Below are 25,201 nucleotides of genomic sequence, written 5' to 3'. Positions count from 1 at the left end.
GAAGATGAACAGTATAATGTGTTTTCTGTTTTCGGCCTGTTTTTCAGGAATTAGGGCGAAAACAGAGATAGTTTTTTGCTTTGGCAAAAACGCTTTTCAAACACTCTAATGCAGGTTCATTAATACATTCTTATTTTACACTCTGAAATTACCCTTTTAGTGTAAAATAATTGCTTCTCATAAGAATGCATCCATACTTTCATGCCAAATGGCTTAGTTCCTAAAATCATCATCAGTGGTTTCAGGAGCCGGGCTTCCTTATAATTTGCAATTGCAATTAGTGTTTCCTCGTCTCGGTCGCTTAGATATGCGCTTGCTTTCGGATGGGTATGCCAGTCCCCCAAATAGGTTTCAATTCGTCCGGTTGTAGCATAATGGGTACTAATTTCATTAAGGTGATATTCATTGTCCGGAATAAATGACCGCTTCAAATGAATAGCTTTTGGGCCAGGGCCAATAACAGCAGTAATTACAGCCTCATTATTTTTTCCCCAATAGCCCATTAAGATACCCCCAGTTTCTAAGGGCATTTTTTTAATTGTTTCTATCAGAATAATATTATACGCTGATTCTTTGAGCCAAACGGTATGTAAAGGGCTATTCACCAGAGCAATAAGGGCAATTAGGATGTTTTTTCAAAGAGAATGTTTCCCAAGTAGGGGCAATAGGGTTTTGGTCATCCATCAATTTAACTACACCCACATCCCAAGTGAAATCTGGGTAGCCTCCTGGAGTTTCAGAAAGTACAGTTGATATGGCCAGCCTGACACCAGCCAAAGTCACATTCTGCAAATCAAAGCTGGCTCCAGTAAATGTTTGGTTGCCGCAGCCCGCAGCTTGTATCTCACCTGAATCATCTTTTACAGGAACCGGTATGAGGTCGGTATCTTGGGCATGTTTTAAACACATCCAGCAGCCTTCGGTTTTGCCAGGCACTACCCGCACAACCAAGCCGCCCCAAGCTCCTGGGGTTGCGTGAATACAGATGTAAGGTATTTTTCTCTTTTTTGCTTCTTCTGAAAGGAAATGGCTAACCCCAGATTCGGCGGAGGCATCAAACAAGAGTGAAACCCCTTCTAATAGCTCTTCCATTTCCTGCTGTTCTGTTGGTATTCCTTCCAGAATATTAGGTGCAAATGGACGGACACCGCCAACCCTATGATTAAAGGTTTTTACTTTAGTCTGAGGATAATTTTCAGCTATGAAGTTTTCTATTGCCTGTGTTTTCAATAGTCCAGCTGCAGCTAGTCCTAATGGCCACCGCACAGTAGGAGCGGGCTCCACTATATCATAATCCATAACCCTAAGTTCCCCTACTTGGTTACGGGCAAATTCTATAGCCGCAGGACCCCCTAATGCCCCAAGACCAACTACAGCAATTTTGTGTTGCTTTAGCCCCACTAGCTTTGGTACCCTTATTTGTAAATCTGCCTCCCCAACCCGTATGGCCTTGGCGTAATAAGCAAATTTTTTAGTGAAAGTCTGCGACTTCTTTTTTCCAATTGTAATTTGTTCATCAACTGTTCCAGTAACTAAAAATAACCACCCCAGACCCATAACACCGGGCCCTACCTCTTCCGGAAAATTAAGTCCTATAATTCCAGTTACCTTATTACCACCCTTTAGGGGCACGGGCTTACGGGTCAAAGAAAGAATGTTCGTTTGTTTTGCCATTAAACTATTCAGCCATTTTAAGTCTTCCGGTCCGTTGCCATGTGGTGGTCGCTCTGATAAGCGTACTAAGACCCCGTCAAACCTGGTTGGGAATAGCTTATTAAATGAATCCGGAAGCTGGCTTATTGATTCCCCATCCATGGTAAAGGATTCTAAGACGGCCATTCTGGTTGGCAAAGATGCTTTTTCAGGAAGCCCGACACGTATTCTCCCAATCTGGGTAATTTCCGCCCCCGCAGTAGTTACTGTATCAAATGCTGTTCCATCAAATATGATGGGATTATTTAACACGCTGTAATATTCGCTTACCGGTTCGGCTTGCTCATTTGGGTCTGCTAGAATTAGCTTCGGGTCTGTAATTGCCCCTTTTGCCAGTACTTTTGGGAGTTGCGATTGTAAAAATGAAACTAAAGTCCATTCGGGGTTCCAGTTTTCTGTAGGTCGCGGTAATAGACACAGGTTTTTGCCAAACGGATTAAAGTGCCGGGGCAGACTTAGATTAATGGCATGAACTTCAGGGCGGAAATAGGGATAATTATCGGGGAAAATAGCCTCTAAACTGATAGGCTCAGGCATACCTGCCAAATCAAAATTTGGATTGGCGTTTTCAATAATCAAGTTAACCTTCATAATGCCTTGACTGCCTGTAGTTGCATCTATTTCAAACTCAACTTCTGCAGCAGTCAAGGTATCTATTTCTCTTTGGAGAAAATATGGATTGGCTTTATACCAAGGTAAATAGTTCATTCTAAGAAGTAAAGTATTATCCTACAGGTCTGTCTCCAGGAGGTTTAGGTGGATTCTTTGGACCTGGGTCAGGTTTACCCGGAGGTGTCCCAGGTCCTGTGGGATTGCCTGGAGGGGTAGGATTCCCAGGAGGATTTGGATTGCCGGGTGTTCCTGGCCCTTTGCCAGGATTGTCTTGCTGTGCCATAAATTTTTAAGTTAAGTAAAAAGAAAAAAGTAAAGGTTTTAAAAGCTATTATATGACAAATACTAACGAGTTATTTTGAGTTTCGGCCTTGCTACTTCTGTTACCTGGTACCGAGAATTAAAATCATCAACTTGTAATGATAGCAGTTGAGCCAATTCTTCTTCTGAATAACCTAATTCGTTTAAATGGGCATCTACCAGTTCTTTCAATAAAATAGGTGGCTCAGGACTGGCATCCAGTTCTTTGGGCTCCTTGGTTCGATACCCGAGGCTACTCATTTGCTGCCACAGATACCGGTACTGATTATCGGAAATCAGGTGCAATGTTTTGGCGCGGATAATCAGGGCGGCCATGGATACTTTCCAATACCGTTTTAAATCCGCCAACCGGGCAATATCCACCTTTCCCAAATGCGTTTTAATTTCAGCGGCTGGCATCAGAAATTCTGCCGCAAACGCATACGCTTCTCCTTCCACATCCCGGTTTTCCGCAATGGGTTGCCCTAAGTGTAGTAAAATATGCCCTAGTTCATGCGCAATGGTCAACCTTTGTCGGTCAGTAGGCATATTGCGATTGTAAAATATGATAGGGTGGTTCGTGTCGGTAAAGATGTTCAAGCCATCCATCTTAGGTGAATCAAAATCAATGGGAACCACCAATATACCTTTATCCTCTACCAGCTTGGTTATATTCTCTATTCTTCCTTTCGGTAAACGCCAGTATTCCCGTAAATAAGCAGCACATTTCTCCGGAGAGCCGTGGATATTTAAATCCCAGCTCGGTAACTGTAAATCAGGTATATCAACGGAGTTCAGTAATTTCTCCAAATTGATTTTGCCAATATTCATGGCAGCATCTGCCTTGGCTAAATCTTTCTTGGTGAACACGGTTCTCTTTCTGTAATGCACCAGGTTTGGGTTGTACAATTGGTTTTGCTGATAAAAGAAGCTAACAGGATAAGTTAACTCAGTACTTAATGCACTGAGCACTTCCTCTGATACACTTTGCAGGCCATTTTCAATTTTTGAGAGCGTTCCCTGTTTGATGCACAGTTTTTCGGCCAGCTCTTTCTGGGTAACCCCACGCGATTCACGAGCTAAAATGACCATGTTGGGGTTCACCTTACCTAGGAAAAGCATATTTGTTTCCATCATTTAACCTATCCTTCTATAGTCTTGTCTGCTTGTGGTTTATTCTTTACCGTTACCCTTCTTTCAGCAATAGGGACAACTGTTGCACCGGTTTCGATATAGAATGGAATTTCCGGTTGCTCTTGACCCATACGGGTTCTTAAATCTATTTTCCAGATAACTGTATTAAAGGGCCGATATACTAGATTGATACTACCAATGTTGTCAATGGCTTCTCGGTTTGAGGTGTATCCCGCATAAATACAGGGTATATTCTCAAATCCTTCAAAGCTATTCTGGTAGTTCAGGTCTTCCGTGCGTTTTGTCGCATTATTGGTACTAGGGGACAAGTCAGCGTTAAGCTTGTTGAACCGAATAAATAATTTCCCCTTTAACAAGATGCCAAAAGGGTCATTGCGTAAAGGGTTGATGATTATCTCCGGGTCAGATGAAAAGGCTTCCTCGGCATAGATGCACATGAAATTATTAACCATCACAGACTTCGCTAACGGGGACCAGCTTGTATATTTTTCCCTTATCTCTGAGTGAGTTGCCTCCAGTCTCTTCACATCAGCCATGGCCATTTCAATGATGGAAACAAGTTTCTCAAAATAGGGGAGCAGGTATTCCGTTGCTTCTTCCTGAGGTAATAGTTTTTTCATAGTCTTACATCTTTAAGACAAATATATAAGCATTTTTTGTAAAACAAAACAAAAATATTCCTTCAAATTAAATTATACATTAAAAATATTCCTTACTACTAATAGGCGGTAGGGTATAAAATGATAAAATTTAAGTAGTTTATTCTAGGCTTTGTTTCCCAATTGCCCTATCGAACTACCAGAATATCTTCTATGCGCGTGGTATAGCAAGGCGTACCGTAATCCTGCTTCATCTTCCAGGTTTGGTTTATTCCCTCGGAAGCCACTTTTACTATCCCGGAGCCCATTTTACTGGAAAGTAAATCAATGGTGTTCATCAAATCTAAGTGCTTGCCCCGGTCTACTCTATCAAAGATATTCCCCTGAACAGCCTGAGCCGGTCGGATATCATCTATGATAACGCCCGCCTTCTTGAATTTATACCCTGGACGGTAAATGGCATCTACACCTAACATCGCATAGTGTGCCAACTCCAGCGTGGAATTCGTAGGGACAGGTAGCTGGAGAGTTTTGCAATTGTAAAGCTGTTCCTCATTTTCCTTATAACGGTTTGCATGAATGAAAACTGTAATCTGTAGGCAACTGCTTTTCTGCTTCCTAAGCTTAAAGGCACAGAGCGTAGTATAGGCGGTAACTGGCTCTTTCAGTTCTCCTAGGTTGGTTATGGGTTGGCCAAAGGAACGGGAGGTACAGATGCCTTTCTTGGCCGGTGGCTTTACCTCCAAGTCAGCGCATGGCACCCCGCGTAATTATTTTACAATTCTCAACCCTCTGATTATTGATCTCTAAGATTGCCTATGAGGTGCTAAATTTGCTGCAACGAAAATTTCACATTCTGCTGTCCATCCATATCTAAAGGGCTGAATACGACTGTTGCCGATGCAAGCCACGGTACAATTTTCAGGGGAACTTAAAGGTGAGGAAGGCGTATATTTTATTTAATATTTTAATATATATACTATGGAAAATCATAATCATCAGCAGCTAATTGGAAAGCTACTAGACTGTGCTAACACCTGTGAACTTTGCTTTCTGCACTGCCTTTCAGAGGGCGGAATGATGGCTGATTGCGCAAGGCTCGACCGTGACTGCGCCGATTCATGCCGTCATGCCATTGCATTACTCCAAAGCCAATCGGCCATAGGCCACCAGTATTTAGTTCTCTGTGAAGAGGTTTGCCGCAGATGTGCAGAAGAATGCGGTAAACACCAGGATGAGCATTGTCAACGCTGTGCCCAAGCCTGCCAGGAGTGTGCCGATGCCTGCCATGCCCACCATCAGCAAATCACACAGCGATAGTACCCTGTACCATCCTTAACCGGAAACACAAGTCCCTTCCTTGTCGGGGAAGGGACTTGTGTTTCCGGTTCACTATCGGTTTATCTGCCGTTTATGATTGAAGTAGAAGCTCATGCCACAAGACCTGGACATTTCACCTCGAAGTCAGAATAAAGCCCGTCTCAAATGGGTTCTTGGCCTTACCTTAGTTTACCTGCTGGCAGAGGTAATTGGCGGCGTCTTAACCAATAGCCTAGCCTTGTTAGCGGATGCCGGGCATATGCTAACCGATGTGGGAGGCTTAATCTTTGCTTTGATCGCCATTAACCTGGCGGAAAAGAAAGCCACGCCTGAAAGGACTTTCGGATACTATCGGGCCGAAATATTAGCTGCTTTAGCCAACGCCGTAGTATTGATTGGAATATCCCTTTACATCCTTTATGAAGCTTATCTCCGTTTGATGGATCCCCCGGAAGTGGAGAGCAAATCCATGCTGGTGATTGCCGGGATTGGGTTGATGGTAAATCTGGCAGGTATGTATGTCCTCCGCAAAGGAGCTACGGAAAGCCTAAATATGAAGGGTGCGTACTTCGAGGTTTTATCTGATATGCTAACGTCTATCGGGGTGATTGTTGCGGGTACCATCATGTGGGCCACTGGTTGGTACTATGCTGATCCTATCCTCTCAGCGGGGATTGGCCTGTTCATTCTGCCCCGCACCTGGGTGCTGCTCAAAGAAGCCGTGGGGATATTGCTGGAAGGAACCCCTGCCGATATAAATATTGCCAGCTTACGCGAAATCATATCCAAATTGCCGGGCGTAGTAGCCGTTCATGATTTGCATGTTTGGTCACTTACTTCCGGGGTCAATGCCCTGAGTGTGCATGTGGTGATGCAGGCACCAACTGTCCCTAATGAGTTGTTAGAAAGGATTAACGGCCAAATAAAAGCCAATTTTAAAATCAGCCACACCACTATTCAATTGGAGAAGGAGGGCTATGAAGAGCAGGAGGTTCATTTGTAACCATTAATTCCAAATAAATCATTTCAGCATATTAACTAAGAATAAAAGTTATTTAAGAGTCAGCTTTTTTATCAAAGCTCTGGGTCTAGCACCATTTGCTCGATTAACATTACCAGAATATGAATAATTTTAATATGGATTTCCTGTATGCGGTCAGCATAGCCAACGTGCGGAACCCGTATCTCCACATCTGCTAAACCTGCCAGTTTTCCCCCACCGTTGCCGGTCAGCGCCACCACATGCATTTTTCGCCCCTTTGCCGCGTGCGCCGCTTGTAAAACATTTTCCGAATTTCCACTGGTGCTAATGGCCAATAACACATCGCCCGGCCTGCCTAATCCTTCTACAAAGCGGGAGAAAATAGAATCAAAGCCATAATCATTTCCGGTACAGGTAATATGGGTTATATCTGAAATAGCAATAGCCGCCAACGCCGGTCGGTTTACCCGAAACCGGCCGGTTAGTTCTTCGGCAAAATGCATGGCATCGCAGTGAGAGCCGCCATTGCCGCAGGAGATTACTTTATCACCATGCTGCAAGGCGGTACTGATTAATATTGAAGCCTGCTCCATGGCCTCAATATTATTTTCATCCCTTAGGAAGGCAGTTAAAATAGCTTGGGATTCCTGAAACTCCCGCGTAATTAGAGTACTGAAATGATGAGGCATGCGGGTAGGTTCAAAGGCTAATGATTGACGGACTTTCTTAAATCCTACTTAAAAGTAAAGTAAAGTTCAACTGCAAAGGCAGTGTCTGGTTCATGGGTCATTAATTTTACGTGCAAATGCTCCCAAATCATGAACTCCTGGTTTAAATAAGCAACCGTTTCACCATATTCTTTTTTTGCTAATGGGGCTAGTAGTTCGTTAAGAAGGGGCAACTCATTTTCGTCTATTACCTGCAAGCTCAGGGAGGGATGCACCCGCTCTCCTGGCTGCAAGCTAAAAACCAGCTTACTTAAAACCAGAACGGTATGGTTATGTTTGTTTGCAACCTGAAAACTGCTATTCAAGTTATTCAACTGAACGGTACTCATCATTTTTACTTAGGAAAAATACATTATGGTATATTAAAAGGAAGGTTCTACCAAAACTTCGGTAAAAACCGAATTGGAGATAAAGCAATCGGTATGAGCTTTATGATGCAATTGCTGGAGTTGTTCGGCCGTAGGTTGGGTTTCACCGGTAAAAATTACTTTGGGTTTTAACACGACCTTAATAACAGCCATTCTCCCTTGAACGTTTTTACCTAAGGTGGCTATGGCCTGGTCTTCGTAACTTTGCACCTGAAACTTTTGAAAAGCAGCCACGGCTAAAAAGGTAAGCAGGTGGCAGCTGGCCAAAGAAGCCACAAATGCCTCTTCCGGATTTACCAGCTCGGCTTTTCCTAAGTATTCCGGGGCAGCCGAGGCCTCCAAGGACATGCCACCGCCAAAGGTCCAGGTGTGGGTACGGGAATAAGTTTTATAGGTGAAGGGCGCCGCATCGGCTGCCCACCGCAAGGTTACTTTGTGTTCACTCATAATAGGATAGGAAAGCGGTATAGGTTGTTCTTTAATTAGATGTGAATAGCCCGGTTCGCTACTGCCAGGCAGGCCTCTTTCAGCGACTCGTAAAAAGTGGGATGCCCGTGGGACATGCGGGCAATATCCTCCGCCGCTGCCCGGAAGCTCATTGCTGCCACCGCCTCGCCAATGATATCACTGACCCGGGGGCCAATCATGTGAATACCGAGAATTTCATCGGTTTTATCATGGGCGATCACTTTTATTTGCCCGTCCAAGTCCTCATTCATACGGGCCCGCGCATTGGCTCGGAAGGCGAAGGTGCCGATTTTGTAGGGTTGTCCACTGGCTACCAACTGCTCTTCGGTATAGCCGACACTGGCCACCTCCGGCCAGGTATACACGATGCTGGGGATAAGCAGGTAATTCAAATGCGGCTTTTGCCCGGCCAGGTGCTCGGCTACAAATACTCCCTCCTCCGATGCCTTGTGGGCCAGCATCGCGCCTTTCACCACATCCCCAATGGCAAAGATGCCGGGCACGTTCGTTTCCAGGTACTCATTTACCTCAATTCGACCACCTTTGTCCGTTCTGATGCCTACCGTCTCCAGGCCTAAACCAAGTGTATAAGGCTTCCGCCCGACAGCCATCAGGCAGTAATCGCCCTCCAGGGTCAGCGTCTTTCCCGATTTGTCTTCCGCAGTGAGCATCACCCCCGATTCAGAGCTTACGGCACCCGTCACTTTGTGCTTCAGGTAAAACTCCATACCCAGCTTTTGCAATGATTTCTGCAGCTCCTTGCCCATTGTCCGGTCCATGCTGGGAATGATGGTGTCCGTGTACTCCAATACGCTGACTTTTGACCCGATACGGGCATACATCGAGCCAATTTCCATGCCGATCACCCCGCCGCCGATAATCAGTAGATGCTTCGGGATCTCCGGTAGGGTCAGGGCCTCGGTGGAGGAGATTATCCTTTTTTTGTCAATTTCAACCCCCTGCAGGGAGCTTGGCTTGGAGCCGGTAGCCAGGATAATGTTTTTGGTCTGGATCGTAGAGGGTGGTCCTTCCCCAGCTTGTAGACTCAGGGTTTGGGATGTCAGCAAGGTGGCTTTCCCGCGGAGCACATCTATCTTGTTTTTCCTCATCAGGTAATCCACCCCGGCCACTGTTTTCCCCACCACGTCAGCCTTATGGGCCAGCATCTGCGGGAAATCAAGTTGCAGGTTGTCCATTCGGATACCATGGCTCTGAAATTTATGGCGCGCATTGTAAAAATGCTCCGTACTATCTAGTACGGCCTTGGAGGGAATGCAACCCACGTTCAGACAAGTACCCCCCAAGGTGTTATATTTCTCGATGATTGCGGTCTTGAAACCTAATTGGGCACAGCGGATAGCCGACACATAGCCGCCAGGACCTGAACCAATGATCGTTACATCGTACATAGACTGGGTTATAAAATGTTTACTTTTTATTAACGTAGATTGGCAACCCTGCTATACTCTCATGCGCTGTATCCGGACGGCGTTCAGGATCGCCAACAACGCCACCCCCACATCGGCGATAACAGCCTCCCATAGAGTGGCCACCCCGCCGGCCCCCAGCACCAGGACGATTATTTTCACCACCATGGCCAAGGTGATATTCTGCCACACCACACTGCGGGTGATCTTCCCGATTTTGATAGCCGACACGATCTTAGAAGGCTGGTCGTTCTGAATGACGATATCGGCGGTCTCAACCGTGGCATCACTGCCCAGACCGCCCATCGCGATACCCGCATCGGCCAAAGCCACCACCGGTGCATCGTTCACACCGTCGCCCACGAAGGCGATCCGTTTCCCGGCATCCTTCAATTCCTGCACTTTCGCCACTTTGTCTTCCGGCAGCAGGTTGCCATAGGCATTATCAATGCCCAGTTGTTTGGCCACCTCGGTCACCACGGTCTGCTTGTCCCCGGAAAGCATGACGGTTTGGATGTTCAAGGCATGCATCTCCTTTATCGCCTGGCCGGCATCCGCTTTGATTTCATCGGCAATCGTGATGTAACCGGCATACTGGTTGTTGACGGCCACGACCACGATGGTGTAGACAATGGCATCGATCTCGGCCGGGTAGGGGATATTGAATTTCCTCAGCAGCTTGGCATTCCCCGCCAGTACCTCCTGCCCATCGATAAGACCCTTCAACCCGTGGCCGGAGATTTCCTCTACCTGCCCGATCTTGGCTTTCTCCCGGGCCTGTTTGCCGGCATAATCCGTAATGGCTTTGGCAATGGGGTGGGTTGATTGGGCCTCGATGGCCGCAGCCAGGTTCACGAACTCCCGCTCATCCCGGTTGCCGGCCGCGACGACTTGCTGCACCTTGAATACGCCGTGGGTCAGCGTCCCGGTCTTATCCATCACCACCGCGTTCACCTGGGTCATGACATCCAGAAAGTTAGAGCCCTTGAACAGGATACCGTTGCGGGAGGCCAAGCCGATCCCCCCGAAATACCCCAGCGGAATGGAGACCACCAGGGCGCAGGGGCAACTGATCACCAGGAACACCAAAGACCGGTAGAACCAGACATTGAAGTCATAATCGTCCACGATCAATGCCGGGGCAACGCACACCGCCAGCGCGAGGAAAAAAACGATGGGGGTATAGACTTTGGCGAAGCGGGAGATGAAAAGCTGAGTCTGCGACTTGCGGGCGGTCGCGTCCTGCACCATCTCCAGAATCCTACTGAGTTTGCTGTCCCGGAACAACGAGGTTACTTTCACCTCCGCCACCGTATTCAGGTTGATCATCCCCGCGTACACTTTCTCACCCTGCCCTTTGGTGTCAGGCTTGCTTTCCCCCGTCAGGGCAGCGGTGTTAAAGGACGCCTTCTCAGAAATCAGCTCACCATCCAACGCCACCTTTTCGCCCGGTTTGATCTGGATGGTTTCCTCCAGTTGAACCTCCTTGGGGTCTACTACCGTAGGGCTACCATTCCTTAGAACGGTGACTTCGTCCGGACGAATGTCAAGCAGGGCTTTGATGCTCCGTTTCGCCCGGTTCACGGCCGCGTCCTGGAACCATTCCCCGATGGAATAGAACACCATCACCGCCACCCCCTCGCTGTAGGAGCCGATGGCAAACGCGCCGATGGTGGCCACACTCATCAGGAAGAACTCGTTGAAGAAATCCAGGCGCAGGGCTTTGCGGAAGGCCAGGTTCAATACCTTGTATCCCGCCAGCAGGTAGGCGGCTGCGTAGATGATCAGGTTCACCGGAAAGGGAGGGAGGTAGCCAAACCCATATTCCAGGGTGAGCATCACGGCCAATATGGCCAGGGACAGCAAAAGCGGCCAATGGCTTCTCCATCCGGCGGCTTCCTCCCCTCCGTGGTCATGCCCATCGTGGTCATGATCTTCCTCCCGATCGGCGGGAGCGGCCGTTGGAGATCCCTTTTGCCCTTCTATGATCGTTTTCTGGGAAAGTACCGCCGGGGCGGCAATGTTGGTGGTTGGTTGGCGGTCTTCCTCGCCGCAGCAGTCTTGTGCCATGTCAGTAAGTTTAGTGGTAACTATTCATATAAAAAGGAGGCCAATCCCAGGGCGATCAGAACAACGGCCGTTATCGCATGCCCATGCCGATCCAACAGCGTGCTTTTGAAGCGGAGCATTCCTGTATACCCCAAGGTGACCAAGCCCAGCATCCCCGGGAGCGTCACGCCCAGGAAAACCAGCGCCACCAGGGAAATCCCCTTCCACCCATGGACGCCCGCCGTCAGGAAGTAGGAGGCTATCTCCAGGCAAGGGGAAAAAAACAGCGCCACGGCCATGGTGGTGAACCAGCCGCGGACCGAACGCGGTTTCTTGGGAAGAGGCCCCTCCACGGGACTGGCATGGGAATGGGAGTACGCGGTACCCAGGAAGAAAACCCCTCCCATGACTAAAACAAACGGGGTGATTTTCTGCGCAAAGGCGGTGAATTCCTCGGACAACCGGAGGCCCAGGTAGCCGACCAGGGCGCCCAGTAAGATAGTACTGCCGATATGCGCCAACCCCGCCCACAGGGTCGCCCGCAGCGTGGTGCCCAAACTCCACCCCTCGGATCGGCCAATAGCCACCAGGGCCAGCCAATGGCTGGGGATAAGGGCGTGGATCAGACTGATTAGGAAACTATCCAACAGAACGTGGAGCATGCCATTTATCGGTTACAGGTTACAATGGGTTCCCTCCTTTTCCGGTATCCCATTCATTCCAAAGACCTACGCCTCCGGGGCGCCAAGGGATCAGACGTACGGGGCCGATTCCTTCCAGGTCTCGGAAGTGGGGGATGCCGGGTTAACCCCCCGGCCTTCCCTTCGGTGGTTAGTCCTCATGCCCACCCTCGCCTTTGTTGGCTTGGGCAGCTACATAGTAGGCTCCCCTCGTCACCAGCTGCGCCCCGGCGGGGAGGGGCTCCAGCAATTTCACCTCCGTATAGCCCGCGTCGGAGACTCCCGTTTGCACCCCGATTTTCCGGAAGGTCCAGTCTGGGGCCAAGCCCGCCTCATGCTCCTCTTCCTGGGCTCCCGGCTGGCCTTCTTCCTCAGCTTGCGGGGCTGCTTTCTGGGCGGCAAAGACAAACTTCAAGTTCCCTTCCGTCACGATGGCCTCGTCCGGTAATGCCGCAACGGCGTCCTCCGAGGTGAGGATACGCCCGGTGACGAACATGCCGGGAAGCAGGCTGGCTACCTGGTTCTTCTTGATCTCCGCATGGACCGCTACCGAGTTCGTCTCGTTGGCGAAGGCCTTCCCCACGGCAAAAACGGTTGCCTCATATTCCTCCGCAGGCCTAGAATTCAGGGCGAAAAGTACTTTTTGCCCTGCTGCTATCTTATTGACGTCCTTTTCGAACACCTGCAGATTGATGTAGATGTGATGGTTGTCTACCACCTGGAACAGCTCCCGGGCCGGTTCCACCAAAGTGCCGGTATTCACCTGGATCTGATGCACGTATCCGTGCATCGGGGATACCACCGCTATGGACCGTATAAGGGAACCCACCCGCACCCCGCCGGGGGAAATCCCCATCTGGCTTAGACGGCTGGCCAGGGAAGCGACCTCCGCCTGCCGGGCCCGGTATTCAGCCTCCGCTGCCTGGAATTTCTTGGCCGCGATGACATTCTCATCCAACAGCTCCCGCTGCCGCTCGTAATCGATTTTGGCATAATTCAGGGCGCTGCGGGCCTTTAAGTACTCCTCCTGCATCTGGATGATGCTGGGGTGCTCAATGCTCACCAGTTTCTGCCCCTTCTTCACGAACTGCCCCTGGGTAACGAAGATCTGCCGCACGATCCCCTCGGTCAGACTTGAGATGGCGGCCTTGTTCTGCGGGGGCAGGTCCAGGATCCCATTCGCCTGAATGCCGCTTTTCAGGGGCCGGTTCTCCATCCCCCCCAGCTGGATGCCGACCGCCTCCATTTGGGCATTGGTCAGACCTACCGTTCCCTCAGGGCCAGCTTCCCCTTCCGCATGGCCCTCCTCGGCCTCTTCCGTTGCCGGCTCGGCTTCCTTTTGGCAGGAACTGGCCCCCAAAAGGCCTACCATTAGAAGGGTTGACACCAATACTCTTATATGCTTGAACATGTTAGTTGTTTTTTAGGTGATACTCTAATTGGATCGCCGTTTGGTTGAACTGCGACAAAACGTCCAGGTACTGCAATCGGATCCGTTGCGCCTGGGCGATATTCTGGATGTATTCCGTATAGTCGGTTTCCCCGAGTCGGAACCCTTTGCTGGCGTATTCGATGATGAGGCGTGCCTGCGGCAGCCCTTTTTCCTCATAGTACCGCAGGGTTTGCCCTAGCCGCGCATATTCCTGGCTCAGGCGCTGCAGTTCCGTTTGCAGGAGCAAGCGTTGGTTCTGGTACTGGGCGGCCGCTGCCTGGGTCTGCAAGTTGGCAGCCTGGATGCGGGCCCGTTGTGCCCGTGACACTACCGGGATGCCTACCCCAACCTCCACCGATTGGAAGCGTTTGCCCGAACCATAGTACTGCTCCGTCCCGCTTACATTCTGAAATCCCTGGATGGTCTGGCTCGTTACGCCAATCGAGAGATCAGGCAGCAGCTGCGCCCTTGCCACTTGCGTTTGCGCCTGGCTGACGGCTACCTCGTTTTTGTAGAGGGCCACCTCCGGATGGGTGCTGAGCCAGGCGGTATCCACCGGTAGGCTCAGCACCGTTGGCCTCAATTCCGGCTCGAAGCTGACGGTGTCCGTAAGGAAGAGGGAACGGACCAGCCTTTGCCGCACGATGGCCGCTTCCGCCCTCGTAGTCTCCAATGCCGTACGGGCCTCCATTGCCTGGGCCTCGGCGGCGATTTTCTCCAGGTAATTGGCCTCGCCGGTTTTGAACCGCAGGCCGGCGGCACGCTCGAACTGCCGGGCCAGGCTATCCTGGGCGGACAGGTTCTCTACCTTTCTGGTCAGCACCGCCCATTCGTTATATGCCATTTTCACGTCCCGGACCACTGCCCGGCGGGTCTGCTGCAATTCGAGCTCCGCCGAGCCGACCTGCTGGGCTGCCAGGCGGGCCTGGGCCCGGTATACCCCGGGTAGGGAAAAGTTCTGGGCCACCGTCAGGGAGTTATCCCTGGCGGCGCTGTTCATCTGCCCATAGCCACCCGACACCACTGTTTGGGGTAAATCAAAGCTGGTTCGGCGCAGTGCTTGCCGCTGCTCCACCCTTAAGGTGCCCGCCCGGACGGCCGGGCTATTTTGCAGCGCCAGGTCAACTGCCTGGCCCACCGAGATTGTTCTCCCGGCAGGATTCTGGTTCGTTTGGGCCATGGCCGGGGACATCAGGCCACAGACGGTTAGAAAGAAAACCGTCAGCGCCGCATAGCCCCCGGAACCCAGGGAAGCATCGTTCTTCTTCATTTTCTCCACGTAACTGTACAGAATCGGCAGTAAAAACAGGGTCAGGAGCGTCGAGGTCACCAGTCCCCCGATCACAACGGTCGCCAGGGGTTTCTGCACCTCGGCACCGGCGGAGCCGGAAAGGGCCATGGGCAGGAATCCCAGGGAGGCAACCGCCGCCGTCATAATCACCGGGCGCAACCGGACCTTCGTGCCTTCCATGATGCGGGAGTATGTGTCTTCCAGCCCTTCCTTTTTCAGTTGGTTGAAGTAACCGATCAGCACGATCCCATTCAACACGGCGACCCCGAACAGGGCGATAAAACCGATGCCGGCGGAAATGCTGAAAGGCATTCCCCGCAAGATTAGGGCCCATACCCCACCGATGGCGGCCAGCGGGATGGCGGTGAAGATGAGCAGGCTTTGCTTGAACGAGCCGAAGGTCAGAAACAGAAGGATCAGGATGATGGCAAGGGAGAGGGGAACCGCCACGGAAAGCCGGTCCTTGGCCGCCTGCAGGTTCTCAAACTGCCCCCCGTAGGTGATGTAATACCCCACCGGTAACTTGAACCTGGCGTCCAAGGTTGCCTGTATTTCGTTCACCAGGTTCTCCACGTCCCGTTCCCGGGCGTTGATCCCGATCGTGATGCGCCGTTTGGTGTCATCCCTGGATATCTGGCTGGGGCCTTCCTCCAACGTCACTTGGGCTACCTGCCGCAAAGGGATCTGCGAACCGTTGGGCAGGGAGACCAGCAGATTCTCCACGTTGGCAAGGCTCTGGCGGTTGGTCTGGGCCAAACGGACCACCAGGTCAAACCGCTTTTCGCCCTCGTAGATGACGCCCGCCTCCCCACCGGCGAAACCGGTGCGCAAAATCCGGTTCAAAGCTTCCACGCTCAGTCCCATCTGGGCCATCTGGGACCGGTTATACCTGACCAGGACCTGGGGAAGTCCGGTGGTCTGCTCTACTTTCAGATCCCCTACGCCCGCGATCGGCCGGATCAGGTTGGCCGCCTCATTCGCTTTCTGGGCCAGCACTCCCAGGTCGTCCCCGTAGATCTTAACGGCTATATCCTGTTTGACGCCCGTGATCAGTTCATTGCTGCGCAATTGGATCGGTTGGGAGAACTCGGCATTCAGGCCGGGAATGACGGACAAGGCCTCCTCCATCTTCTCCATGAGCTCTTCGCGGGTGCCGGCGGAGGTCCATTCCTCCCTGTCCTTCAGGATGACGGTCATATCGGCGGCCTCCACCGGCATCGGGTCCGTTGGGATTTCAGAGGCGCCTATCTTGCTGATCACCTCCTTCACCTCCGGGAATTGCTTAAGCAGGATTCTCTCCGCCTGGGAAAAGGTCTTGACGCTCTGGGTCAGAGAGGAGCCGGAGCTGATGGAAGACTCTATGGCAAAATCACCTTCGTCCAGGGTCGGGATAAACTCGCCTCCCATGCGGCTGAAAAGGAACAGCGTGAGTAGGAACAGGCCTACGGTCAAACTAAGCAGCAAGACCCGTAGTTTCAGGGCCTTTTGCAACAGGCCACCGTAAAGTACCTCCAGTCTCCCAATCACCTTATCGGCAAAGTTTGCCTTATGCTTCGTTTTCTTGCTCAGGAACAAAGCAGAGGCCATGGGAACGTAGGTCAGGGATAGAATCAGGGCTCCTAAAATGGCAAAGCCCACTGTCTGGGCCATCGGACGGAACATCTTGCCCTCGATGCCGACCAAAGCCAAAATAGGCAGGTACACAATCAGGATGATGATTTCCCCGAAAGCGGCCGACTGCCGGATCTTAACCGTGGCATCCAGGACCACATCATCCATCTGCCGTTGGTTCAACCGGTCAATGCCCGCAAACTGTTTATTCACCCCGATCCGGTGCACAATGCTTTCCACGATGATAACGGCGCCGTCCACGATCAACCCGAAGTCAATGGCACCAAGGCTCATCAGGTTGCCCGATACCCCGAACAGTTGCATCATGGAGATGGCGAAAAGCATGGCCAGTGGGATGACGGAGGCTACCACCAGGCCGGCCCGCAGGTTCCCCAGCAGCAGCACCAGCACGAAAACTACGATCAGCCCACCCTCAATGAGGTTTTTGCTCACGGTGCCGATCGCCCTATCCACTAACCGGGTACGGTCCAAAAACGGCTCCAGCACCACGCCGGGAGGCAGGGTTTTCTGGATACCCTCAACCTTTGCCTTCACGTTTTCGATCACCTGGGCGGAGTTCTGTCCTTTCAGCATCATCACGATGCCGCCCACCACTTCGCCCTCGCCGTTGCGGGTCAGGGCTCCGAATCGGACGGCACTTCCCTCCTCAACCGTTGCCACATCGCGGATCAACAACGGCAAACCATTTGTGTTCTTGACCACGATCTGCTCAATATCCTCAAAGGTGCTTAGCAGGCCGATGCCTCGGATAAAGTAGGCGTTGGGGCCTTTTTCAATAGAAGCCCCCCCGGTATTCTGGTTGTTCTGCTCCAGCGCGTTGAAGATGTCCGTGATGGAGACATCAAAGCTCCGCAGCCTATTGGGGTCCACTGATACCTGGTACTGCTTCAATAGCCCGCCGAAACTGCTGACCTCCGCCACACCCGGCGTACCGCTCAGCTGACGTTTGACGATCCAGTCCTGCATGGTCCGCAACTCCGTGGGCGAGTATTTCTTGGGTGAGTCTGGGGTGGTGTGCAGCACATACTGGTAGATCTCCCCCAGACCCGTGGAGACTGGGCCCATCTCGGGGGAACCCAATCCATTGGGGATCTGCTCCTCGGCACTTCTCAGTTTCTCACCCACTATCTGGCGGGCCAGGTAAGTGTCCACATTGTCTTCGAAGACGACGGTTACCACCGAAAGCCCAAAGCGGGAGATGGACCTGATCTCGACCAGGTCAGGCACGTTCGCCATCTCGATCTCAATGGGGTAGGTGATGAACTGTTCCACTTCCTGGGCCGCCAGGGTAGGAGAGGTGGTGATGATTTGTACTTGGTTGTTGGTGATATCCGGCACCGCATCAATGGGGAGGCGACTCAGGGAGAAAAGCCCCCAGATGACCAGTGCAAGCGTGAATATCCCTATGATGAGCTTGTTCCGGATGGAAAAAGCGATAAGGTTATCGATCATGAAAAAATAAGTTTAATCAAAGGAAATTAGTGTATGCCCTGCCATAGGAAAACATACATCATCAAACATCAGGAGAAAGGGGGCCTTCTTCCTGAGTTTTCTTGTAAACAAGACTTGAATTAAACCCGCGGCGGTTGCCAGAAACTCAAAAGAACCGATAGAGACTTCTCGGAATAGAAAGCAACGGGTTGCTGCTTCGGAAGGGAAAGCGGTAAGTTAAACTGGATGGGCCCTGACCCATTGCCCAAGGAGGCCCCGTAGCAGCAACTGCATATGCAAAGAGGGGAGCAGAAATCTTGGGCGAGATCCCGGTGGGAATCGGGATCCTGACTGGTAAGAGCCAGCTGAACAGGTCCCATATAGGTGCGGCTATCACTGCAGGCCATGGAGGCCAGCCCAGTGATATACAACGCCAGAATAAGGGTAACCCATTTCATCTTGCAAAAATAACATTTTTATTGGAAGACTCAATTCTGAGCCGACTTTTGCTTTAAACTCTTTTCAAGGGCGAAGGTTACAATTTTCACAAACAGTTCCTTGGCTACAAAGTGTCAGGAGCACTTCTTCCTTGGGGAGTTGGATTCAGTCCTGTTATTGAGGGAAACGCCCGAATGGGGCTTTTAGTGCGTTCCCTCATGAAAGAAGGGGAAGTATGCTTCCCTGAAGGCAGGTTTTCTACACGAGAGGATCTCCCATGCCCAACTAATTCCGTGGGTTGTTTTATCATTTGCTTTATTTGGCATGGGAGGAATAAAAATGCCAAAGCCGTAAAGAGGCCGCAAAAAGCAACAAAGCAACTAGTATAGCAAAGAAAATGATCTTGAGGACCTTGGTCGTCGGCACCTTCTTTTTACTCTTTTTCGATTTTTTAGGCATCGTGTTTTTAACCTTTGGGGTGGATTTTGCTTAATATATTTGTTTCCTTGGGAAGGGTCCATACTATGAACTCTCCAAACAAAAGGAAACCATCTGTTCCTTACATGAGGGAGGTACACTGCTTAGGAATGCTTTGATAGATGACTAGGGGATTCTTATAGACATTTTCCACCCTTCAATCCCTACGCCAACTGGCGGGTATCACTCGTAGTCAATTAAACAGCCTTGCGACGGCAGCTATACTCAGGGCCAGCACAATGGTATTGAAAAAGAAGGCGATCAGACTGTGCAACAGGACTAACCTTCGGATCCTAGGGGAAATGACCGGGACATCCGACACCTGGGCCGTCATGCCCACCACGAACGAAAAATAGGCGAAATCAAGGTAATCCGGCTTTCCCTCGCCCGGGAAGTCAATGCCACCACTGCGTAAGGTGGGCTTAACCCTTTCATCACCATAGTAGAGGTGTGCATACCTTATCGCAAAAACCGTATGCATGAGAAACCATGAGCAGCCAACCGCCAACAAGGAAATAGGCGTATGCCAATCCTTGGTAAGACCTGTTTCTACGCTTTTGGTTCCGAGCAGGATAATCACAGCGACCAGGCATGAACCGGCCAGCAAGACAACCACAACAAAGATCAAAGGACGACTAGCATCCTGCTTCTCAGCCTTCAGCCGGATCTGCTCATGGTCTGTTGTGAAGAAGGTTATCCAGTCCAACGATAAAACAACGAGGGCGAAAAGATCCCATACGGCAACGATTCGGGTCCTCCCTTCCATTGTCACCGGTAACAGGGCCAGGTAAAAAGCTATCGCCATACCTATGGCTATCAATAAACGTTGTTCTGCACTAAGGCCATTCAATCTATTCACTAATAATGTCTTTGGCATACTACGAAGTAAAAGTACTGTCTATTTCCGTCGGAGGGAGCTCCCCGAACCGGAAAGATGGGGGGTTTAAACCTAGGAGGATTCAGGATGCATCAAGGTTTACCTTGAGGTAATCACCACATGAAAGCGGAAAGATTCCTTGAATGGAGGTAAGGTGGGGATTATCCCCTATACCTCCTCTTCTTCCCAGGAAAAACCTTTCTTCGGATGGCGGGTATAGAATTCTATGGAATCTCAAAAAAATATCCCTTTGACACCGTCGAAAAATATGGACAACTTAGAAGGAATGATGATGTACCCCGTTAGTCCTCCCGATCTTGGTTTCCCTTTCCCAAGGAACTGATTCTCCCCTGATGTGGAAATACTTACTCTTTATGCTTTTTGCCGGAAATATTGCCTCAGGGCAGGCGCAAAGCAATGTGAATGTCAAATTGTTCGGTCTGAGTTTGCACCCGAGGGGGGATGTAAATGCCCCGCTCATGCCCCTGAACCCAGACAATAAGGGATACTTCGTCCTGAATATCGGAGGGACATTGGGCTATGAACGGTTTGTCAAGGCCGATAAATTCTCCCTCAAAGCTATCCAGGCCTTTTACTCTGATTGTGCCTTGAGGTTTGGGGGATTCTCCCATCTGGGTGTACGGTGGGTCATTTTCAAGAAGGGGAGACATTCCTTGAATGGGGGAATAGGCCCCACCCTGGTGTTCAGGCGTTCCTGGTATGGCTTACCCGGTTATCGGGATTCAGGTTTTTTCGAGGGTAATCCGGAGGGCAAGTGGCAGTATAAATTTATCCCCTACGCTGGGGAACTGGAGTATAACTATGCTTTAGGCCCTAAGCGTGAGATCTCCACCACCTTGATCCCTGGATATCCCAGCCTGATAAGTTTATCGGTCGGGATGCGTTTCTGGGTGAACCCTGGTAAAAAGGTTCACCCAGAGGAAAGGGGATACCCAGAAATTGAGGCAAGAGAGTAGCCGGAGTAGGGCAAGAATCATCACTTGTCTCCAGCGGAGGGCTAAGGCCACGAATGGAGACAAGAAGTGGGATTTGAAGAAGGTAGCGGTACGTGCACGGGAAAGGTTGTTCCGAGGCTTCAAATGGAAAGGTTAGCTCCTTCTTTCATAGGGTTGGGTTCCCAAAGCACTCCGTCTGAAAAATGAGCAATTCCGGAGGTGATTTTCAGCGATTTATCAAAGGTTCAAGATACCCTCCTTTAAGCAAAGGGGTGAATCCTCAGAAACTCTCCGATGACTTCTTTTCAACCCTCGCGAGAATGGTTGTGCCCAAATAGCCATTGCCTCCCTCCCGCACTACATGCCATCCCATCTCCTCCAGGTTCTCCTGGATGTAACGGTTCAATAATCCATGGGCCACCAATACCACGGTAGCTTTTTCTTCACTTGCGGCGGCCAATACCTGTGCGTCGTTCTTTGCCCGTGTCCGCGCCTGGGCGAAACTTTCAGCTTCTTGCCGGTCTATGCCGAGCGCCCATTTGATGCGGGCAGCAGTTGTCCAGAATTTGATGGGCATTCGCACATTCGGGCCATGGTTGCCAATGGCGGTTTCAAACTCCCTGAAGTCAGGAGAGACAACCATCTGGGTGTCTGAACCAAATAGATACTGAGCAGTAGCCTTAGCCCGGTTGATGGAACTGGAGAAGAAAGCAACCCCATTGGGGTTGGGAATATTGAAAAACGGTTTGTCCGGTACAATGATCCCCACACTATCATAATCCTGGACGAACTGACGGGCCTCACTATAGGAGAATTTCCCTGATTTCCTCAAATCAGGCTCTCCGTGACGGATAAGGGCAATCTGTCGAATTTCGCTTCCTGCAGGCAAACCCAGGGCATCTTCTTCCTGCAGAAATCGGGTTTCCTGTGCTACTGAGATCCCTTTGGAAGTTACGTATGCAGCACTGCCGCCTATTTCCCTATACTTTCCCTCTATTCTTTCAAGTGTTTGATGGTCTGTGTGTCTGCCCTTCGCGTTTGCTGAAAGGTGAGCAAACAGGACAACTGCAAAGCATAAGTATAGGTGTCTCTTCATTTTATAATCCATCAGGTAATGTCATCTAGAAAACAGTTGGTAGGGGAGATGGGTTCCACCGCGGGCCGAAAGGAAATTCAGGCTTGCCAACTGCCCACGGCAAACGCCTTCAAAAGCCTCCCTTCATGGGTGGATGCTTCAGGAACATCAAACCCGCACATGATTGCCTTTAACCTGATCAGTGCCAAAGCATAAGGCCGCCTGGTTAGCATCCAGATACTGTGAGGTATAGCTGCCAGACGGGCCATCAATATATAATACCGTCTGCTCCTTGATCTTGTTGATAATAGGCTGGGCCAAATCTAATGGAAGGGCTGGGCATCCTTGGCTACGGCCCAAACGACCATTGGCTTTAATGAAGTCTTCACTTGCATAGGCTGCGCCATGTACAACGACATATCTGTCAAAGGCATTGGAGTTGAACCCTGCATCCAATCCCTCCAGTTTCAAGGAGTTTCCATTACTACCCATGTATGTCCCTTGGGTTAGATAGAAGCCCAAGCTGCTTTGGTTTGAATTGGGGGTATCTGAAAAGGAAGTGGCATACTCTCCGCCACTGCCCTGGCCATGGGCAACCCATGTATTGAACACTACTCTGTTCTCAGACAGGTCAATCACCCATAGGCGGCGGTTTTTGCTGGACTGGTTTAAATCTACTATGGTGATCAAAGGAGAGCCCAATACCGCTGGATTCTTTGACATAAGGTTATGGTATCCGGTTACCGCTTCCCGATAGGTCTCTAGGGAAAGTCCGGAGCTGTCTAAACCAGCTTTGAGGTAACTTTCCCTGATGTGCTGTTCAAAGGAAGCCTTATAGGAAAGGTCAGCCAAACGCGCCTTGCCTTCTGTAGTAGTGCTTGAGGGAATAGCTGAACCCGCCAGAGCAGGCTCATCCTTAACAGAAGACCTACTTCCCTTATGGACAAAGCTCATATTAAATGAGATGGATGCGGCAATCAGGATCAATCCAGCCGCTCTGGTGAAATATCTTCTTACCATTACTTTCTATTTGAATAGAAAACACTTTAGCACGGGCCATTCGTTCCACCGGTTTATAGGAGCGGAGTTTATTGTTTTGCTCAGGATTAGGCTGGCTTTCATACGGTGTTGGTATTACGACAGAATCTGCTGGGGTAAGTTAGCTTTCTTCGGTCTCTTCACTATTTGCTATAGAGTGGCACAGTCTCATTAAGTCAGTTAGCTCTAGTACCTTGAAATTTGTAGCAGTTATTGCAAAGGGCAGGTAAAAAATAGCCTCTACCTGCAACCCTTTGCTTTTTATAACGATTAAGCAGATGTTAGTTTACCACCTTTCACTTGTCGGCTTATGAAAAGTATTATACGTATTTGGCTTGCTATCACCTTTTGCTTTGGCTTGTCTAGCCAGGAACTGTTAGCCCAGGAGGCAGACACCCTGAAAAAGCACCAAGACCCTGTGGTAACGGATACTTTGAAGAAATACCAGGACTCGGTGAATGCCCCCGCCTCTAAAGCTCCCTTTTTCAAATCAAAAGCATTCAGAGCTACCATCATCCCTACCATCTTGATTGCCTATGGTCTGAGCACCATCAAAGACAATGGAATCTACAGCAGCTATGACGCCAAAAGAGACTTGCAGAAGCATTTCCCCAACTTCAAGACCAAGATTGACAACCCGCTTCTCATTGTGCCCTATGTTGAACTGGCCGCGGCCAACCTCTTCAACATAAAGTCAAACAATGACTTTCTGAACACGTCTATCTTGATACTAAAAGCCGAGGCCATTTTTGCGGTCACGGTATTCGGGATAAAAAGTGTCTCTAACCAGGAGCGGCCCAACGGCGAAAACTGGGAATCTATGCCCTCGGGGCACGCGGCGCAGGCATTTCTGGCGGCGTCTATCCTCAACTCAGAATTGAAGCACAAGAGCCCGTGGTACGGCATTGGCGCCTACACCATCGCCACCAGCGTGGGCGCTTTCCGGATGCTCAACAACAAGCACTGGCAGTCTGATGTGTTTGTGGGCGCGGGGATTGGTATGCTGTCTTCGCACTTGGCTTACCTGTCGCACCGTAACCGCTGGGGCCGCAAACCGGCCATCGTGATGTCGCCCACGTACATTTACGGCGTGCCGGGTTTTGCCCTGGCCATGAACCTGGATGATTACAGGAACCGCAAGTAGAATCCGGTAACCACAGCTCCTGCTTGATGTAACCCCCTTCAGCTTTTCTATGACATCCAACCTCTTCTAAAGGTTATTTGAGGTTAAGCATAGCTCGTATGCGGGTAGCACAGCAACAGCAATTGCGATACGAAAGATCAAAAGGCCCCTTGACTTGGATCAAAGAGTTGTCCAATGGATTTTATATCGCTAACCTGTCAGTGAAAATTGTGAAAGGAAATCCCACCTAAGACTTCGTACTTCATTTAAAACCAATCAGACTCCTTCTAAAGGATCAGGAAGCGTCCCTCTAGGTGCTTCTACATATCTATTGTTACCAATTCATCGTACATGATGTCCTCATAGCCCCTAAGGGTTTCCAATACTGTTTTTATTTGTCGTAGAAACCTGAAATTTATCGCAGTATCATCACGTCAGCAGACTTGGTGCTATGGTTATAAAGCAGCCTTCCCATACTTCTCAACCCTGTTGTTTACTGCTTCTACTTTATTCTATCGATTAGCTATCGAATCGAATTTGCTCATATCATATCACTTTTCAATGGATGATGCTTCACCTGTTATCTGACCTATCCTGTTCCGCTTGAGGGTTGCTCAAACTGTGGAAACAATGGGTAGGCTAGGAAGTTCCAGAACTAGACCGTCAGGTCTTAGTGCCCGGTAATCTTTATGCCATCAGGAAACATTTGGGTAAAGTTTCTGTAAATACAGTGTCTTCTCCCTTGCTAAATCAAGCGTAAGAGGGGAGCAGTTGCTTCGGTGGAGTTCACGGGCAATTTTTTCACTAAAGTACTGTTCCTTCAATTCATCCAAGTCTGTGTTAAGGGCTTGGGCCACCCTGGCCAGATCGATTTCCCTAGGCAAAGCGGCGTCTGCCTCCAGTCTGCTGATCTGATTTATCCCCATACCTATTTCCTTCGCCAACTGGGTCTGGGTCCATTTGTGAGATTTTCGTAGACGTCGGATAAGCCTGCCGAAAGTTTCCATACCTTTCCTTCTGATTAGAAATG

Annotated in this window: 22 protein-coding genes; 4 read left to right on the top strand and 18 right to left on the bottom strand. The window is 50.1% G+C overall.

Annotated features, from left to right (window positions below):
* Window positions 1–119: 119 nt before the first annotated feature.
* From ACY0JR_RS19620 to ACY0JR_RS19600, 5 genes are all read right to left on the bottom strand, one after another.
* Complete coding sequence (locus ACY0JR_RS19620) at window positions 120–530, bottom strand: Mov34/MPN/PAD-1 family protein (protein ID WP_462635866.1); 411 nt, start codon at window positions 528–530, stop codon at window positions 120–122.
* 67 nt (window positions 531–597) lie between these two features.
* Entirely contained in the window at window positions 598–2,421 is a 1,824-nt protein-coding gene (locus ACY0JR_RS19615) for a ThiF family adenylyltransferase (protein WP_462635865.1), read from the bottom strand.
* 249 nt (window positions 2,422–2,670) lie between these two features.
* Complete coding sequence (locus ACY0JR_RS19610; protein WP_462635864.1) at window positions 2,671–3,762, bottom strand: helix-turn-helix domain-containing protein; 1,092 nt, start codon at window positions 3,760–3,762, stop codon at window positions 2,671–2,673.
* A gap of 5 nt (window positions 3,763–3,767) precedes the next feature.
* A complete protein-coding gene (locus ACY0JR_RS19605) occupies window positions 3,768–4,400 on the bottom strand; it encodes a hypothetical protein (protein ID WP_462635863.1) in 633 nt (210 codons plus the stop codon).
* A gap of 167 nt (window positions 4,401–4,567) precedes the next feature.
* Window positions 4,568–5,140 (bottom strand): DinB/UmuC family translesion DNA polymerase, encoded by a 573-nt coding sequence (locus ACY0JR_RS19600; protein ID WP_462635862.1) that lies wholly within the window; start codon window positions 5,138–5,140, stop codon window positions 4,568–4,570.
* A 220-nt stretch (window positions 5,141–5,360) separates the two neighbouring features.
* On the opposite strand from ACY0JR_RS19600, the gene ACY0JR_RS19595 reads away from it, so the two are divergent.
* Both ACY0JR_RS19595 and ACY0JR_RS19590 read left to right on the top strand, forming a co-directional pair.
* Window positions 5,361–5,699 carry a four-helix bundle copper-binding protein gene (locus ACY0JR_RS19595; RefSeq protein WP_462635861.1) on the top strand — a complete coding sequence of 113 codons (339 nt, stop codon included), beginning with the start codon at window positions 5,361–5,363 and terminating at the stop codon, window positions 5,697–5,699.
* Window positions 5,700–5,811: 112 nt separating this feature from the next.
* Entirely contained in the window at window positions 5,812–6,702 is an 891-nt protein-coding gene (locus ACY0JR_RS19590) for a cation diffusion facilitator family transporter (RefSeq protein WP_462635860.1), read from the top strand.
* A gap of 71 nt (window positions 6,703–6,773) precedes the next feature.
* On the opposite strand, the gene lpcA is transcribed toward ACY0JR_RS19590, so the two are convergent.
* From lpcA to ACY0JR_RS19540, 10 genes are all read right to left on the bottom strand, one after another.
* Window positions 6,774–7,370 (bottom strand): D-sedoheptulose 7-phosphate isomerase, encoded by a 597-nt coding sequence (lpcA, locus tag ACY0JR_RS19585; protein ID WP_462635859.1) that lies wholly within the window; start codon window positions 7,368–7,370, stop codon window positions 6,774–6,776.
* A gap of 44 nt (window positions 7,371–7,414) precedes the next feature.
* Entirely contained in the window at window positions 7,415–7,738 is a 324-nt protein-coding gene (locus ACY0JR_RS19580; protein ID WP_462635858.1) for a hypothetical protein, read from the bottom strand.
* A gap of 33 nt (window positions 7,739–7,771) precedes the next feature.
* The gene (locus ACY0JR_RS19575; protein ID WP_462635857.1) at window positions 7,772–8,224 is read right to left on the bottom strand and encodes an OsmC family protein; all 453 of its coding nucleotides are present in this window, start codon (window positions 8,222–8,224) and stop codon (window positions 7,772–7,774) included.
* Between the two features lie 35 nt (window positions 8,225–8,259).
* Window positions 8,260–9,654, bottom strand: a complete 1,395-nt coding sequence (lpdA, locus tag ACY0JR_RS19570) for a dihydrolipoyl dehydrogenase (protein ID WP_462635856.1) — start codon at window positions 9,652–9,654, stop codon at window positions 8,260–8,262.
* A 51-nt stretch (window positions 9,655–9,705) separates the two neighbouring features.
* Window positions 9,706–11,742 (bottom strand): heavy metal translocating P-type ATPase, encoded by a 2,037-nt coding sequence (locus tag ACY0JR_RS19565; RefSeq protein WP_462635855.1) that lies wholly within the window; start codon window positions 11,740–11,742, stop codon window positions 9,706–9,708.
* A gap of 20 nt (window positions 11,743–11,762) precedes the next feature.
* Window positions 11,763–12,383, bottom strand: coding sequence for a hypothetical protein (locus tag ACY0JR_RS19560; protein WP_462635854.1), 621 nt, complete (start codon window positions 12,381–12,383; stop codon window positions 11,763–11,765).
* A gap of 169 nt (window positions 12,384–12,552) precedes the next feature.
* A complete protein-coding gene (locus ACY0JR_RS19555) occupies window positions 12,553–13,617 on the bottom strand; it encodes an efflux RND transporter periplasmic adaptor subunit (protein WP_462635880.1) in 1,065 nt (354 codons plus the stop codon).
* 196 nt (window positions 13,618–13,813) lie between these two features.
* Window positions 13,814–18,208 carry a CusA/CzcA family heavy metal efflux RND transporter gene (locus tag ACY0JR_RS19550; RefSeq protein ID WP_462635853.1) on the bottom strand — a complete coding sequence of 1,465 codons (4,395 nt, stop codon included), beginning with the start codon at window positions 18,206–18,208 and terminating at the stop codon, window positions 13,814–13,816.
* Between the two features lie 119 nt (window positions 18,209–18,327).
* A complete protein-coding gene (locus tag ACY0JR_RS19545; protein ID WP_462635852.1) occupies window positions 18,328–18,645 on the bottom strand; it encodes a DUF6660 family protein in 318 nt (105 codons plus the stop codon).
* Between the two features lie 650 nt (window positions 18,646–19,295).
* On the bottom strand, window positions 19,296–19,979 hold the full coding sequence (locus ACY0JR_RS19540; protein ID WP_462635851.1) for a DUF1345 domain-containing protein: 684 nt from the start codon (window positions 19,977–19,979) through the stop codon (window positions 19,296–19,298).
* Between the two features lie 374 nt (window positions 19,980–20,353).
* On the opposite strand from ACY0JR_RS19540, the gene ACY0JR_RS19535 reads away from it, so the two are divergent.
* Window positions 20,354–20,956, top strand: coding sequence for a hypothetical protein (locus ACY0JR_RS19535; RefSeq protein ID WP_462635850.1), 603 nt, complete (start codon window positions 20,354–20,356; stop codon window positions 20,954–20,956).
* 259 nt (window positions 20,957–21,215) lie between these two features.
* On the opposite strand, the gene ACY0JR_RS19530 is transcribed toward ACY0JR_RS19535, so the two are convergent.
* Window positions 21,216–21,767: a histidine phosphatase family protein gene (locus ACY0JR_RS19530; RefSeq protein ID WP_462635849.1), complete on the bottom strand. Its 552-nt coding sequence runs from the start codon at window positions 21,765–21,767 to the stop codon at window positions 21,216–21,218.
* A 411-nt stretch (window positions 21,768–22,178) separates the two neighbouring features.
* Window positions 22,179–23,030 (bottom strand): murein L,D-transpeptidase catalytic domain family protein, encoded by an 852-nt coding sequence (locus ACY0JR_RS19525; protein ID WP_462635848.1) that lies wholly within the window; start codon window positions 23,028–23,030, stop codon window positions 22,179–22,181.
* Window positions 23,031–23,358: 328 nt separating this feature from the next.
* On the opposite strand from ACY0JR_RS19525, the gene ACY0JR_RS19520 reads away from it, so the two are divergent.
* Window positions 23,359–24,192, top strand: coding sequence for a phosphatase PAP2 family protein (locus ACY0JR_RS19520; protein WP_462635847.1), 834 nt, complete (start codon window positions 23,359–23,361; stop codon window positions 24,190–24,192).
* A 674-nt stretch (window positions 24,193–24,866) separates the two neighbouring features.
* Here ACY0JR_RS19520 and ACY0JR_RS19515 read toward each other — a convergent pair.
* Complete coding sequence (locus ACY0JR_RS19515; RefSeq protein WP_462635846.1) at window positions 24,867–25,178, bottom strand: helix-turn-helix domain-containing protein; 312 nt, start codon at window positions 25,176–25,178, stop codon at window positions 24,867–24,869.
* Between the last annotated feature and the right edge of the window lie 23 nt (window positions 25,179–25,201).

The organism is Rufibacter sp. JT3400010, from assembly GCF_054956755.1.
The sequence above is the reverse complement of the archived record's forward strand: the minus strand, read 5'-3'. Positions and strand labels throughout refer to the sequence as shown.